Source organism: Chryseobacterium sp. SORGH_AS_0447, from assembly GCF_030818695.1.
GTDB lineage: Bacteria > Bacteroidota > Bacteroidia > Flavobacteriales > Weeksellaceae > Chryseobacterium.
Window position 1 is genome coordinate 2,705,794 of sequence record NZ_JAUTAR010000001.1, and the last position, 15,426, is coordinate 2,721,219.

12 protein-coding genes are annotated in these 15,426 nt (G+C 41.0%); 8 read left to right on the plus strand and 4 right to left on the minus strand.

Annotation, left to right across the window (positions count from 1 at the left end; all coding sequences use genetic code 11):
• Positions 1 to 35: 35 nt before the first annotated feature.
• From QE422_RS12540 to QE422_RS12565, 6 genes are all read left to right on the plus strand, one after another.
• Positions 36 to 1,175, plus strand: a complete 1,140-nt coding sequence (locus tag QE422_RS12540; RefSeq protein WP_307458814.1) for an acyl-CoA dehydrogenase family protein — start codon at positions 36 to 38, stop codon at positions 1,173 to 1,175.
• A 212-nt stretch (positions 1,176 to 1,387) separates the two neighbouring features.
• Positions 1,388 to 4,318: a reprolysin-like metallopeptidase gene (locus QE422_RS12545; protein WP_307458817.1), complete on the plus strand. Its 2,931-nt coding sequence runs from the start codon at positions 1,388 to 1,390 to the stop codon at positions 4,316 to 4,318.
• A gap of 287 nt (positions 4,319 to 4,605) precedes the next feature.
• Positions 4,606 to 5,073, plus strand: coding sequence for a nucleoside triphosphate pyrophosphohydrolase family protein (locus tag QE422_RS12550; protein ID WP_307458819.1), 468 nt, complete (start codon positions 4,606 to 4,608; stop codon positions 5,071 to 5,073).
• An 8-nt stretch (positions 5,074 to 5,081) separates the two neighbouring features.
• A complete protein-coding gene (locus QE422_RS12555; protein ID WP_307458822.1) occupies positions 5,082 to 5,648 on the plus strand; it encodes a thioredoxin family protein in 567 nt (188 codons plus the stop codon).
• 8 nt (positions 5,649 to 5,656) lie between these two features.
• Entirely contained in the window at positions 5,657 to 6,262 is a 606-nt protein-coding gene (locus tag QE422_RS12560; protein WP_307458825.1) for a DUF4230 domain-containing protein, read from the plus strand.
• An 11-nt stretch (positions 6,263 to 6,273) separates the two neighbouring features.
• Positions 6,274 to 6,462 carry a hypothetical protein gene (locus tag QE422_RS12565; protein ID WP_307458827.1) on the plus strand — a complete coding sequence of 63 codons (189 nt, stop codon included), beginning with the start codon at positions 6,274 to 6,276 and terminating at the stop codon, positions 6,460 to 6,462.
• Between the two features lie 312 nt (positions 6,463 to 6,774).
• On the opposite strand, the gene leuB is transcribed toward QE422_RS12565, so the two are convergent.
• The 4 genes from leuB to QE422_RS12585 all read right to left on the minus strand — a co-directional run bounded on the left by leuB (position 6,775) and on the right by QE422_RS12585 (position 11,281).
• A complete protein-coding gene (leuB, locus tag QE422_RS12570) occupies positions 6,775 to 7,896 on the minus strand; it encodes a 3-isopropylmalate dehydrogenase (protein ID WP_307458830.1) in 1,122 nt (373 codons plus the stop codon).
• Positions 7,886 to 8,485, minus strand: coding sequence for a 3-isopropylmalate dehydratase small subunit (gene leuD / locus QE422_RS12575; protein ID WP_307458832.1), 600 nt, complete (start codon positions 8,483 to 8,485; stop codon positions 7,886 to 7,888). The genes leuB and leuD overlap by 11 nt, the downstream gene beginning before the upstream one ends.
• 223 nt (positions 8,486 to 8,708) lie before the next feature.
• Complete coding sequence (gene leuC / locus QE422_RS12580) at positions 8,709 to 10,088, minus strand: 3-isopropylmalate dehydratase large subunit (protein WP_307458834.1); 1,380 nt, start codon at positions 10,086 to 10,088, stop codon at positions 8,709 to 8,711.
• Between the two features lie 29 nt (positions 10,089 to 10,117).
• Positions 10,118 to 11,281 carry a 2-isopropylmalate synthase gene (locus QE422_RS12585; protein ID WP_307458837.1) on the minus strand — a complete coding sequence of 388 codons (1,164 nt, stop codon included), beginning with the start codon at positions 11,279 to 11,281 and terminating at the stop codon, positions 10,118 to 10,120.
• A 148-nt stretch (positions 11,282 to 11,429) separates the two neighbouring features.
• Here QE422_RS12585 and QE422_RS12590 point away from each other — a divergent pair, with 148 nt between their 5' ends.
• The gene (locus QE422_RS12590) at positions 11,430 to 12,764 is read left to right on the plus strand and encodes a hypothetical protein (protein ID WP_307458840.1); all 1,335 of its coding nucleotides are present in this window, start codon (positions 11,430 to 11,432) and stop codon (positions 12,762 to 12,764) included.
• Between the two features lie 597 nt (positions 12,765 to 13,361).
• Complete coding sequence (gene thrS / locus QE422_RS12595) at positions 13,362 to 15,281, plus strand: threonine--tRNA ligase (protein ID WP_307458843.1); 1,920 nt, start codon at positions 13,362 to 13,364, stop codon at positions 15,279 to 15,281.
• Positions 15,282 to 15,426: the final 145 nt, after the last annotated feature.

Sequence of the window (15,426 nt, forward strand, 5' to 3'; positions counted from 1 at the left end):
AATTTATTTATCTTTGGGAAATAACTATTATCTATATGAATACAGAGACTATTGACAATATCAAAATGATAGCGGAAACGGCAAGGGAGTTTGCTGAAAAGAATATCAGGCCCAATATTATGGAGTGGGACGAGAGTCAGACGTTCCCTAAGGATTTGTTTCATGAGCTGGGAGAAATGGGTTTCATGGGAATCGTAATCCCTGAACAGTATGGCGGTTCCGGTCTCGGGTATCATGAATATGTAACGATCCTGGATGAGATCTCTCAGGTAGATCCTTCAATCGGACTTTCTGTGGCGGCACACAATTCACTTTGCACCAATCATATCTATGAATTCGGAAACGAAGAACAGAGACATAAATGGCTTCCTCAATTGGCTTCAGGAAAAGTAATCGGAGCCTGGGGACTTACAGAGCACAATACAGGTTCGGATTCCGGAGGAATGTCTACAACAGCCGTAAGAGATGGCGACGAATGGATCATCAACGGTGCCAAAAACTTTATCACGCATGCCATTTCAGGAGATATTGCTGTTGTAATGACAAGAACAGGTGAAAAAGGCGCTAAAAATAATTCAACAGCGTTTGTGCTGGAAAAAGGAATGCCGGGATTCAGTTCAGGTAAAAAAGAAAACAAACTGGGAATGAGGGCTTCCGAAACGGCAGAACTTATTTTCGATAACGTACGTGTACCGGATTCCTACCGTTTGGGAGAAGTTGGCGAAGGTTTCAAACAGGCCATGAAAATTCTTGACGGTGGAAGAATCTCCATTGCGGCATTGAGTTTAGGAACTGCAAGAGGTGCTTACAAAGCAGCTTTGAAATATGCCAAGGAAAGACATCAATTCGGAAAATCCATTTCTGAATTCCAGGCCATCAACTTTATGCTGGCGGATATGGCGACGGAGATCGATGCTGCCGAGTTGCTGATCCAGAGAGCCGCAACCCTGAAAAACGCCAAGCAGAAAATGACCAGAGAAGGAGCTATGGCAAAATTATATGCTTCCGAAGCCTGCGTAAGAATTGCCAACAATGCTGTTCAGATTTTCGGGGGGTATGGCTACACTAAAGATTTTCCTGCTGAAAAATACTACAGGGATTCCAAACTTTGCACCATCGGTGAAGGAACTTCTGAAATCCAGAGACTGGTTATCGGAAGGGATATTACAAAGTAACTAAAGAAAAGTAGAATTATATTATCCATACTTCAATAGCACACGCGAAATGCGTGTGCTATTTCTTTTTTCAGATAAGTCATGATTTAATGATAATTAATGTATCGCATAATTGTTTAGATAGATTATCAAAAATTTTCTTAAAAAATTTTATTTTCCGTATCTTATTTTTTATTAGCTTTGATATTCCACAATCAAAATAAAGAATATATATGAGAAAACAACTATTGTTGATTGGAATGCTGGCATCCGGTATTTCATTCGCTCAGACCGACCGTCTCTGGTCTGAAACTTCAGGAAAAAATACATCAGAAATTTTCGAAAATAAGTCAGCCATTACAAATCCTAAAATCTACAGCCTGGATATTGACGGATTAAAAAAAGTACTTGCCAGAGCACCGAAAAAGCTTTCACCGGGAGAAAAATCGGAAATCATTATTTCGTTTCCGAATTCGGAAGGGAAAATGGAAAACTTTAAAGTAAGGGAGAACTCCAATTTTGATCCTCAGTTAGCTGCAAAATATCCGGACATCAAATCGTATGTAGGCGAAGGATTGGGAGATTCCAATACAACCGTTTATTTCAGCGTTTCCCCTTTAGGATTGTCTTCAATGGAAATCTACGGCGACAAATCCGCTGTATTTATTGAGCCTTATTCAAAAGACCTTTCCACCTATGTAGTATACAGAAAGTCGGATAAAAAAGACAATTTAAGTGCATTTGAATGTACAGTAATCGATGTGGCCCAGAAAGGCGTTGCCGGAACAACCAATCTTGCGGCAAGGCCTAATGCCGATGATGCAAAGCTCAGGACTTTCAGGCTGGCCTTATCCTGTACGGGAGAATACACCTCGTACTTCGGCGGGACAAAAGCCAATGCCCTGGCTGCCATGAACAATACCATGACGCGGGTAAACGGAGTTTTCGAAAAAGACTTTTCTGCAAGAATGGTACTGATTTCCAACAATGATTCGGTAATTTATACCAATGCTTCTACAGACCCGTATTCCCCTTCTTCACAGATGAGCAACTGGAATTCTCAATTGCAGTCTACCCTAACCTCAGTAATTGGAGAAGCAAACTATGATATCGGCCACCTCTTCGGAGCTTCCGGAGGCGGAGGAAATGCCGGATGTATCGGATGTGTATGCACCAACGGCTCAAAAGGAAGCGGATATACTTCGCCGGCAGACGGTATTCCTTCCGGGGATAACTTCGATATCGACTATGTCGCGCATGAAATGGGGCACCAGTTCGGAGGAAACCACACCTTCTCAATGAGTAACGAAGGAACGGGAGCCAATATGGAGCCCGGATCGGGATCAACCATTATGGGATATGCGGGAATTACCTCCCAGGATATACAGCCCCATTCAGATTCGTTCTTCCATGCCATCAGCATTCAGCAGATTACCAATAATATCAAAGCCAAAACCTGCCCGGTAAGTACGAGTACAGGAAATTCGATCCCTACAGCCAATGCCGGTCTGGATTATACCATCCCGAAAGGAACCCCATTTGTGCTTACAGGAACAGGAACGGATGCCAATGGTGATTCTTTGACCTATATTTGGGAACAGATGGACAACGCTTCCTCTTCTCAAACAGGAGCAAGCTCTGCGGCAAGTGCCACAAAAGCTTCAGGACCGACTTTCAGATCATTTACCCCGCAGACAACGCCGGTGAGATATTTCCCGAGAATGGCTTCTGTCTTAGCCGGAGCAACTACGACTGCAGGTTCGGAAATTACCGTGGAAGCTCTATCCAGCGTAGCAAGAACTTATAACTTCAGGTTTACCGTTCGCGACAACAGAGCCGGCGGATCGGGCAATAATTCCGACGATGCCGTAATCACGGTTAACGGAACGGCCGGGCCTTTCAGCGTAAGCTCCCAAAATTCAGCAACAACGTATACCGGAGGCACCAGCCAGACCGTAACCTGGAATGTTGCCGGAACAACGGCCAATGGGGTAAATGCATCCAATGTAGATATCCTTTGGTCTACCGACAGCGGAAATACATGGACTACCCTGCTCGCAGGAACACCGAATGACGGTTCGCAGGCGGTAACTATTCCAAACTCTTCCACTTCCACCGGACGGATTATGGTAAAAGGCTCCAACCATATTTTCTTTGATGTAAACAATGCGAATATCACAGTAAATGCAGGTTCCGGAACAATAGATACCGTTGCTCCAAGTGCTCCTACCCTGTCTGCTTCGGGAACGACTTCTACCAGCACCAATCTCTCATGGTCGGGAGCTACCGACAATGTAGGCGTAACGGGATATGAGGTTTACCAGGGAAGCTCAATGATCGGCTCTACCTCTTCCACTTCGTATACCGTAACCGGATTAACGCCATCTACCACTTACAGCTTCAGCGTAAAGGCTAAAGACGCAGCAGGAAATCCTTCGTCTTCCAGCAACACGGTTTCCGTAACCACTGCTGCGGGAAGTACAGTGAGCTACTGTTCTGCTTCCGCAACAAATACCGCTGACGAAAGAATCGGTAATGTGAAGTTCGGAACGATCAACAATACCTCCACAGGAACATCAGGATATGAAAACTTCACTTCCGTTTCAACCAATGTTACAAAAGGATCTTCCTATACCATTTCCGTAACACCTGTATGGACTTCCACCAAATACAATGAAGCCTATGCAGTATACATCGATTATAATGGAGATGGCGACTTTACCGACAGTGGTGAACTTGTTTGGTCCAGATCGGCATCCACCACTTCACCAGTAACAGGATCGGTAACGATTCCTTCTACTGCCAGCGTAGGAAGCACCAGAATGCGGGTCATGATGCAGTATAATGCTATTCCTTCATCATCCTGCGGTTCTTACACCTACGGACAGGTTGAAGATTACACGGTGAATATCGTTTCATCAGGCAGAGGAGACTTACCAGGTGCAAAAGATCTGATAACAGAAATAAAACTTTATCCGAACCCGGCAAAGGATATTTTACACATTTCAAATTCGACAAACGAAGATTACAGAATCTTCGATATGGGTGGAAAACTAATCAATTCAGGAAAACTTGAAAGAGGTTCCGTGAATGTAAGCGGCCTGATCAAAGGTGCCTACATGATACAGATCGGGGAAACCTCCAGGAGATTCATTAAAAACTAATTTCATACTCAATTTAATCTTGTGAAAGGCTATCCGGAAACGAATGGCCTTTTTTATAAGTAATAATTGATGATCGATGAGTTGCACGATATAAAACGATTACTATTGATTTTTATCAATTTCAATAAACGGAGTCCTTATTTAGTAAGAGCTTGGTTTACCTTTTTTAAAGTCTTTGTGATTTCAAAAAGATTATTTCAATTTAAAAGTATACGACAGAAAAACCTTAATCCCGATTCTGATTTCTGAAAGCTAATTTTTATATTTGCGTAAATTAAAAAATATTCATGGATAAAATTGACAGTCTGAACCAGGTAGCAGAGTTCCACACCACTTTCAAAGCCCCTATTTTGGAAACCCCTCAGATTCCTTCGCCGGAAAGATGCAGTTTAAGGGTTGAACTTTTACAGGAGGAGCTGAACGAATTGAAACAGGCTATTGCGGACAACAATATCGTTGAAATCGCAGATGCTTTGTGTGACCTGCAATATGTACTGAGCGGTGCGGTACTGGAATTCGGGCTTGGCAGCAAATTTGTTGAACTGTTCAACGAAGTTCAGCGGTCCAACATGTCCAAAGCCTGCGATAATGAAGAACAGGCGCAGGAAACCGTTGAGTTCTATAAAGCAAAGGAAGTAGATTCTTTTTATGAAAAATCGGGTGAGAAATTCAATGTTTACCGACAGGCGGATCATAAGGTCCTAAAGAACAAATATTATTCTCCAGCCGATTTAAAAACGATTATTGAGAAGTAATAAATAGCATGAAAAAAATTATTATAAATATTTTTGCCGTTTCGGCCCTGTTTCTTGCAGGCCAGCAGCTTGCTGCTCAAAAAGTGGTGGTAGGCCGCGAGGTAGAAACGACGAATGACGGCAAGATGCTGTTGGGAATGCAGCTGAAAAGCAAATTTTCTGAAGCGCCATATTCCGATTGGTATAAGAAGGAACATGAAGAATACGCTATGGATCAGAAAGCCGTTAACGAGCTAAAAAAACGGAAGATCAATTCTTACAATATTGTTGTTTTCCTGGGAACCTGGTGTGAAGATTCGCACCGCGACTTTCCAAGACTGATGAAAATATTAGAGGAAGTAAATTATCCGGAGGGCAAATTGAAAATTATTGCCGTTAACCGTAAAAAGGAATCTCCGAATGGCGAAGAGAGTCTTTTCAATGTTCAGAAAGTTCCGACCATTATCGTACAGAAGTATGGTAAAGAGATCGGAAGGATTATTGAAATGCCAACGACAGGATATATCGAGCGGGATCTTGTAGAAATCCTGAAGAAAGATGACAGTTCCGTGATCAAAGAAATTTTCAGCAAATAAAACAGGCTTTGAGAAATATTAAAATTTTAGTTCCGTTTCTTGCCGGAATAATCGTGATGGTTATTCTGTTTTTCAGTTTTAAATCTTGTCTTAATCCAAGTAAAAAAACAGAAAAATCAGATTACTATCTTCTGACCAATCAGATTTCGAAAATGAATAAGATGGTGGTCATGGAGCAAAACACTTCAGCGATCCAGAAGACGAAGATGGGCTACGAATTTTTAGGCAAAGAAGTTTCCAGCAACAGCATTATTACCTTTACAAAAACCAATGCGCAAGTTTCGTATGATTTGAATAAAATGAAAATCGAAGTGGATTCGGTAAACAGGAAACTGAAAATCACCGAACTACCGGATGCCGATATCAGGATTACGCCAAGCGTGGAGATCCAGTCGGTAGATGATTCTTTTTTCAACAGGATTTCCGAGAAAGATATTAAAAATGTTACGCAGAAGGCCAAAGATACCGCCATCCGATCGATTGATCAGAACAGGCTCAGAACCGAAGGCCGTAAACAATTAATGGAAAATCTCAATAATATCTTCGTTTTGGCAAAAGCTTTGAATTATAGTATCGAAGACCAGACCGGTAAGCTGGGCGTTTTAGGACTATAAAATTTTAAGTTATGAATATAGAAGACGATAAAAAAGGTAAAGAGCATGCCAACAAGGCAGAAACGAAAAAACAGAATGAGGATTTCCAGAATATACCTGCCTCTTCGGAAAAAACAAATCCCTCGGATGTAGATAAAGAAGATGTCCAGAAATCTTCAAAAAACAACAGTTCAGGAAAAACCGATAATACGGAAGAATAAATTTCAAATAAAAAGGTTCTGTCTCAAATGAGGCAGAACCTTTTTTCAGAAAAAAAATATACAAATAAAAATCAAACGATCGATCTGTTTAAAATGTAATTACAAAATCAAAAAAAGGCATCTGTAATTATTATTTAGATGATAAATATTAAAATAAAACACAGAGACTTAAAAACTTATGCAACCTTACCAAATGAGTAATAATAAAATTACATTTTTGCGGTCTTGTGTTTTAATATGTAAATAGCAATCCGCTCCGCAAGTGAATTTTTTATGGACTAATTTCTACGAAGCGGATTTTGCTATGTTAAATTATACAATAGTTGATTTTCCGAGCTTTACATTTTCAAAATTATAATACGATTTCTCGGAATAGGTAATATAATCTGCAATAAAGCTTCCCACTTCACTGGTAGAATACGGCTGTTGGCTGTTCAGGTCCACCGTTACATATTTGTTTTCAATAGCATATTCAACGGATTGTCTTAGTTTCTCCGCTGCCTGATCTAGTTTTAAGTAATCTAGCATCATGGCGGTACTTAAAATGGACGCAATCGGATTGGCAATTCCTTTTCCTTTCGCCTGCGGATAAGACCCGTGAATCGGCTCAAACAGGGCATTCCCGTTTCCTATGGAAGCGGATGGCAGCAACCCGATGGAACCGCCGATTATACTTGCTTCATCCGAAATGATATCCCCAAACATATTTTCCGTAACGATAACATCAAAATGCTTCGGGTTCAGGATCAGCTGCATGGCCGCATTGTCTACAAACATAAAATCGAGTTCCACATCCGGATATTCTGCCGCAATTTCCTTGCATACTTTTCTCCATAATCTTGAGGTGTCCAGAACGTTGGCTTTATCAATCAGGGTCAATTTCTTCCTGCGTTTCTGTGCTTCCTGAAAAGCCATATGAACAATAGGCGCGATTTCGTCACGGTGGTACTTGCAGTTGTCATAAGCATAGCCTGCTTCTTCATCCGTAAATTTTTCACCGAAATAAATTCCGCTCACCAGCTCCCTGAAAATCTGAATATCCGTACCATCAATGATCTCTTTCTTCAGCGGACTTTTCTCTACTAGCGAAGCATAGGTTTTCAGCGGACGAATATTGGCAAAAAGGCCGAGTTCCTTTCGAAGTTTCAGCAGCCCCTGCTCCGGGCGTACTTTTGCATCCGGATTATTATCAAAAGAAGGATCTCCAATGGCTCCGAAAAGTACCGCATCAGACTTCCTGCAAAGTTCCAGGGTTTCATCCGGCAGCGGATTTCCTGTTTTGTAAATGGCTTCCGCTCCCATCAGTCCGTATGAAAAATCAAACTGATAATGAAAAGCCTCGCCAATCGCATTTAAAATTTTAATGCTTTCCCCTACGACTTCCGGTCCGATTCCGTCACCGGGAAGAACGGCAATGTTGAAATTATTTTTCATATACTTTTTGTGTTTTTAGTTCAAATTCTTTTATCGCCTGTTTTCTGCTGATTAAAAAGTCGATATCATCATATCCGTTCATCAGGCATATTTTCTTGTACGAATCGATTTCAAAGCTTTCTGAATGGTCACCGAAACTGATGATCTGTTTTTCGACATCCACGGTAATTTCTTTTTCGGGATTTTCTGTAATGCCGTTCATGATCTCCTTTAAAAACTGTTCGGAAACTTTTACCGGTAATAAGCCATTATTCAGGGCATTCCCTTTAAAAATATCCGCAAAGAAACTGGAAACAACAATTCTGAAACCGTAATCCGTAAGGGCCCAGGCAGCATGCTCACGGCTGCTTCCACAACCGAAATTGTTTCCGGCTACCAGAATTCCCCCGGTATACTGTGGGTTGTTCAGTACAAAATCCGAATTCGGTTCGCCGGTATGAACGTTATACCTCCAATCCCTGAAAAGGTTTTCTCCGAAGCCTTTTTTATCAATACTTTTTAAAAAACGGGCCGGGATAATCTGGTCCGTGTCTATATTTTCCACCGGCAAAGGAATTGCACGGGATGTTATTTTTGTTAATTTCTGCATTTTGTTTTAGCTTTAAAATGTCAATTGTCAATTCCTGCGGGTTAATCCCCTTCGCTTGTCAATTTTTAACTCGTATGAAATTCATATGAAAGCAAATTCGCCATTTGTCTTTTTGTCAATGGTCAATTTTACTTCGTAAGTCAATAGTGAATCTTTAACTGTTTACATTCACTTGCGCAGCAAAATTGACTCGCAAAGCGAAATTCACCATTCACTTTTATCATCAGTTTTCAAAAACCGAAATTTTTCCTTCAACGGCAACTTTTGCAGCAGTTAACGGGCTGGCCAGAATGGTTCTTGCACCCTGCCCCTGACGGCCTTCGAAATTCCTGTTGGACGTGGATACACAATATTCGCCTTCCGGAATTTTATCATCATTCATAGCAAGACACGCCGAACATCCGGGCTGTCTGATCTGAAATCCGGCTTCGTTGAAGATGAGATCCAGACCTTCTTCAAAAATCTGTTTTACCACCTGTTGAGAACCGGGAACAATCAAGGCCTGAACATTTTCCGACTTTCTTTTTCCTTTAATATAGTTTGCCGCGGTACGGAAATCTTCAATTCTCGCATTGGTACAGCTTCCTATAAAAACATAGTTTACGGTAATATCAGAAAGGGCCTGCCCCGCTATTAATCCCATATATTTCAATGCCTTTTCCTCAGAGTCATTCTGCGGTACCGGAATATTCTGGCTGATGGAAATTCCCATTCCCGGATTCGTTCCATAGGTTACCATCGGATAAATATCCGCGGCATCAAAAGAAAACTCTGCATCAAAGACCGCTTCATCGTCGGTTTTCAAAGTTTTCCAGTATTCCAGTTTTTCTTCCCATTCTTCAGCCTGCGGTGCAAAGGTTTTTCCTTTTACATAGCTAAAGGTGGTTTCATCGGGAGCGATCATACCTCCGCGGGCACCCATCTCGATGCTCATATTGCAGACGGTCATTCTTCCTTCCATTGACATTTCCTCAAAAACATTCCCGGCATATTCGCAGAAATATCCGGTTCCGCCATCGGTCCCGACTTTTGAGATAATGTATAAAATCACATCTTTGGGCTGAACATTTTCATTCAGTTTCCCGTTTACGGTGATCCTCATGGATTTTGGCTTATTCAACAGCAGACACTGGCTCGCAAAAACCTGCGCTACCTGGCTTGTCCCTATTCCAAAAGCAATGGAACCGAAAGCGCCATGGGTAGATGTATGGCTGTCTCCGCAGACAATGCTCATTCCCGGCTGGGTAATGCCCAGTTCAGGAGCGATAATGTGTACAATCCCCTGATACGGATGGCCTAAACCATACAGTTCAATATTATTTTTCTTACAGTTTGCCGTCAGCTGCTCCACCTGGTTTCGTGAAGATTCGTCACGGATCGGCTTATCCTGATCCCACGTCGGTACATTATGGTCGGCAGTGGCCACAATCTGTCGGGGCCTGAAAATTTCAAGGTTTCTGGATTCCAGTTCTGCGAATGCCTGTGGGCTTGTCACTTCGTGGATCAGGTGTTTGTCGATATAAATAATCTGAGGTCCGTCGGGAATCGTTTCTACGACGTGCGCATCCCAGACTTTATCAAAAAGTGTTTTCTTATTATCCATTTTTAATTGATTCCGTTAAAATCAAGCTTCTATCCTATTTTCCTTGTCACTCTTTCGATGATTGCACTGAGATCATCATTGTCTACTTCTTTCTTACGGTCGGCCACCTTAAGGAATTCCTGGTACAAGAAGTCGAGTTCATTTTTAGTAACTTCGAAACCGATATGCTTGTACCGGTATGCCAATGCAGAACGTCCGCTTCTTGCCGTTAAAACAATCGTTGAAGCATTCACTCCTACCTCCGAAGGATCGATGATTTCATACGTTTCCCGGTTTTTGATGACCCCGTCCTGATGAATCCCTGAGCTGTGTGCAAAAGCATTGGCTCCTACGATGGCTTTATTCGGCTGTACAGGCATTCCCATCAACTCGGAAACCAAAAGGCTTATCGGGTTCAGCATTTTAGATTGTACATACGTATATAAATTAAGGTTCGGATGCTGTTTAAGAATCATTACGACTTCTTCCAGAGCGGTGTTTCCGGCACGTTCGCCAAGTCCGTTGATGGTACATTCTATTTGCCTTGCTCCGTTGATAACGCCGGAAATAGAATTGGCCGTGGCCATTCCAAGATCGTTGTGGCAATGGCAGGAAAGGATCGCCTTATCGATACCGGTTACATTTTCTTTTAAATATTTTATTTTTTTACCGTATTCCTCAGGAAGACAATATCCGGTGGTGTCGGGAATATTCAGTACCGTGGCACCGGCTTTAATAACCGCTTCACATACTTTTGCCAGGTAATCGTTATCGGTTCTGCCCGCATCTTCTGCATAAAATTCTACGTCTTCCACATAGGTTTTGGCATATTTTACTGCCTGAACCGCTCTTTCGATGATATCTTCCCGGTTGGAATTGAATTTAAACTTAATATGGGAATCCGAAGTTCCGATTCCTGTATGGATTCTCGGTCTTTTGGCAAAACGTAAGGCTTCGGCGGCGGTATCGATATCCTTCTGATTGGCTCTCGTTAATCCGCAGACCTTTGCATTTTTTACCAGCTTTGAAATTTCCGAAACGGAATGAAAATCTCCCGGACTTGAAACGGGAAAACCGGCCTCGATAACATCTACCCCCAGTTCATCCAGCTTTTCGGCAATCATTAATTTCTGTTCCGTATTCAGTTTACAGCCAGGGACCTGTTCCCCATCCCGTAACGTGGTATCAAAAATTTCAATTTTTTCGGAATTCATAATGAAGTTTTTTACTTAATTTTGAATCAAAACTAAAAAGATGAAATGTTTAATCACTTGCTGTCCTTACAAAAACTACAATATTCAAAATCATACAGTTCAATATTAATCAACTGATAATCATATTTTTAAAATCCTAAAATTTACAATGGCAGAATTGCATAAAGATTTCTTATTTATACTGATTAAATCCCTGACAACCTCAGAAAAACGACAATTCAGGCTGTATGTAAACCGTCTCGGGATTAATGTGGATGCCAAGTTTCTGCTCCTGTTTTCCGAAATGGATAAGATGAATGAGTATGATGAAAATATTATCCTCCATAAAAAGATATCGACCAAGCAGCAATTGTCTAATCTTAAAGCGCACCTTTACAAGCAGATCCTGGTGAGTCTACGGCTGAATCCAAGCCATCAGAATTACAGGATCCAGCTTCGCGAACAATTGGATTTTGCAAATATCCTCTACCAAAAAGGATTATATAAGCAGGCATTAAAGATTCTCGAAAAAACCAAGCAGTCAGCACTTGAACTGGATGAAAAAACCATCGCTTCTGAAATTATCGATCTGGAAAAAGTAATTGAATCGCAATTTATTACCAGGAGTTTTGATGGACGCGCGGATGAACTGATCAGACAGTCCACAGAAATCAGCAGGCAAAATCATTATGCTACTGAGCTATCTAATCTTTCCCTGAAATTATACAGTGAAATGCTAACCCACGGCTACGTAAAAAACGATGAAGACCGGGCCGAAATTATGGAGATCTTTAACAACCAGATCCAGCGAATTAATTTTAAAAAGCTGAATTTCACGGAAAAGCTCTGGTATTTTAAAGCACATGTCTGGAAGAACCAGCTGCTTCAGGAATACAAATACACGCTAAAGTATGCTTTTCAATGGGTGGATCTTTTTCATAAAAATCCGGAGATGATCGTCAGCCATCCGGTCTGGTATATTAAAGGCAATACTTATCTCCTAAAAATTCTTTTCCTGTACGGAAATATTGATATTCTGGAAAACAGTTTCCGGGAATTTAATGAGACGGTCCGGTCTTCAAGCTTTGCTCAAAATGAAAATCTGCAATCGCTTATCTTCCTGACTCATTACAACACATTAATGAATATTCACTTTGTAAAGGGTGAATTTTTTTCCGGGTCCAAACTGATTCCCGAGATCGAGCTGAAAATGGAAAAGCTCCGGGACAAGATCGATGAACATCATTTTATGATTTTATACCTGAAAATGGCTGCGATGCTTTTCGGAAGCAAAAAATTTGAAGAATCGATACAGTACTCGTTAAAGATCATTGAATCCAAAGGAAACGTTCAGGAAGACCTGCTCTTTCATACGAGGATTTTAATTTTTATGGCCAAGTATGAGTCCGGAAATGACGAAGATTATGATGAGCTGATTAAAGCCGCTCTGAAATTTGTCAAAAAAATGAAAAAAACCCGATTCGTTTCATGCCGAAAGTATTGATTTTTTCAGGAATTTAAATAATATAACCCCCGACCGGCAACTGACAGCATTCAAAGAATTTGATAAAAAGCTGGAGCATTTTTCGGAAAATGAATATTACCGGAGATCCTTGCTGTATATTGATATTCACGGATGGGTAAAGTCCAAATTGAGAAATGTGGATGTAATTGAAATCATTAAAGAAAAAGTAAAGTATAAGCGGCGGAATTAAGTTTTCATGAGGACTTTGCATTTTGTCATCGGGCTTTACCATCCTATTTACGTCATTATTTCAGGGATTGCCTCTGTGCATATTGGTTTCGGATCTTATTTTATGTCTGGAACTTATAGCCCTCTTTTTGTTTTCACTTATTTGAGATACCAATATTTTAATGATCCGATACGTTTTACAATTCGGACATTTTATATTTAAACCACTCAAAATAAGCCATTTAAAAAAGCGCATTATTTCAAAACAGTAAATATATTCTCAAAATTCTTTCTTTTGCCAGGAAAAGGCAGCAGCGAAATTCAGTCTTATCTTTTACAATTCCCTCTGAAAATAGCATACTAACTAAAAATTTCGTATTTTTGCATCTTAAAATTTCTTAGTAAACAATGATAAAAATTACACTTCCAGACAGTAGCGTCAAAGAATTCGAGGCGGGAGTTACTCCGCTAGATGTGGCAAAATCTATAAGCGAGGGATTGGCTAGAAATACCATTTCCGCAGTTGTTAATGACAAACAAGTAGAGACGACCACGCCTATCACCACGGATTCTACGGTACAGTTGCTGACCTGGAACGACGATCTTGGAAAGAAAGCGTTCTGGCATTCTTCTGCCCACCTTTTGGCGCAGGCTATCCTTGAGTTTTATCCTGATGCTAAGTTGACCATCGGCCCGGCGATCGAAAGTGGTTTCTACTATGATGTGGATTTCGGCGGCGAAAGCTTATCGGAAAAGGATTTTGAGAAAATTGAGAAAAAGGTATTGGAAAATGCTAAAAAAGGTTCTACGTTTTCACTATATCCGGTTTCCAAAGAAGAGGCACTGAAGGTATATGCAGACAATCCATACAAAGTAGAACTGATCTCCAACCTGAACGATGGTGAAATTACTTTCGTAACCCATGATAACTTCACGGATCTTTGCCGTGGAGGACATATCCCGAACACAAGTATTGTAAAGGCGATAAAAATCTTAAATGCAGCCGGAGCATACTGGAGAGGAAATGAAAAAAATCCTCAGCTGACAAGAGTGTACGGTGTTTCTTTTCCAAAGCAGAAAGATCTTACAGAGTATCTTGAAAGACTGGAAGAGGCCAAAAGAAGAGACCACAGAAAATTAGGTAAAGAACTTGGTATTTTTGCGTTCTCTGAAAAAGTAGGTGCCGGATTACCATTATGGTTGCCGAAAGGAACCGCTTTAAGAAGAAAATTAGAAAATTTCCTTTCTGCCGCTCAGAAAAAAGGAGGTTACGAATTCGTTATGTCGCCGCATATCGGGGCTAAAGAACTGTATGTAACTTCAGGACACTGGGACAAGTACGGAGCCGACAGCTTCCAGCCGATCAAAACACCAAACGAAGGTGAAGAATTCCTGCTGAAGCCAATGAACTGTCCGCACCACTGCGAAATTTACAAGACTTCACAATGGAGCTACAGGGATTTACCTAAGCGATATGCAGAATTCGGAACGGTATACCGTTATGAGCAGTCCGGAGAACTTCACGGATTAACAAGAGTTCGTGGGTTTACCCAGGATGATGCCCACCTTTTCTGTACTCCGGATCAGTTGTTGGGAGAATTTGAAAAAGTAATTGATCTTGTACTGTATGTTTTCAGATCATTAGGTTTTGAAGATTTTGTAACTCAGGTTTCTTTAAGAGATCCTGAAAACAGAGAAAAATATATCGGTTCCGATGAGAACTGGGAGAAGGCTGAAAATGCCATCATCACTGCAGCGAAGAACAAAGGCCTGAGAACGGTAGTAGAATATGGTGAAGCAGCATTCTACGGTCCGAAGCTGGATTTTATGGTGAAAGATGCATTAGGAAGAAAATGGCAGCTTGGAACGATCCAGGTAGATTATAACTTACCGGAAAGATTCGATCTTCATTATATCGGAAGCGATAACGAGAAACACCGACCGGTAATGATCCACAGAGCACCTTTCGGTTCAATGGAACGATTCATCGCGATCCTTTTGGAGAATACGGCAGGAGATTTCCCGCTATGGCTGAGCCCGGATCAGTTTATCATTCTTCCGATCAGCGAAAAGTATGTAGATTATGCTAAAAAAGTTTCAGAATTTTTAGAAAATCACGATATTAGCGGCCAGATTGACGACAGAAACGAAAAGACCGGTAAAAAGATCCGTGATGCGGAATTGAATAAAATTCCATTCATGCTTGTAGTAGGGGAAAACGAGGAGAAAGATGGCACAATTTCTGTACGTAGACGGGGTGAAGGAGATCTTGGAGTAATGAATCTTGATGATTTCGTTTCCTACTTCAAAAAAGAATCTGCGATATAAAAATCAAAGTTTCTTAAATTCAGAATCAATGATTACATGATCGCTTATTCTGAATAATATTTAAATTAGAATTAACCAATAAAATTATAATACAATAGCACAAAGATTTAACAACAGGGGCCCACAAAGACGTCCGGTACAGGAG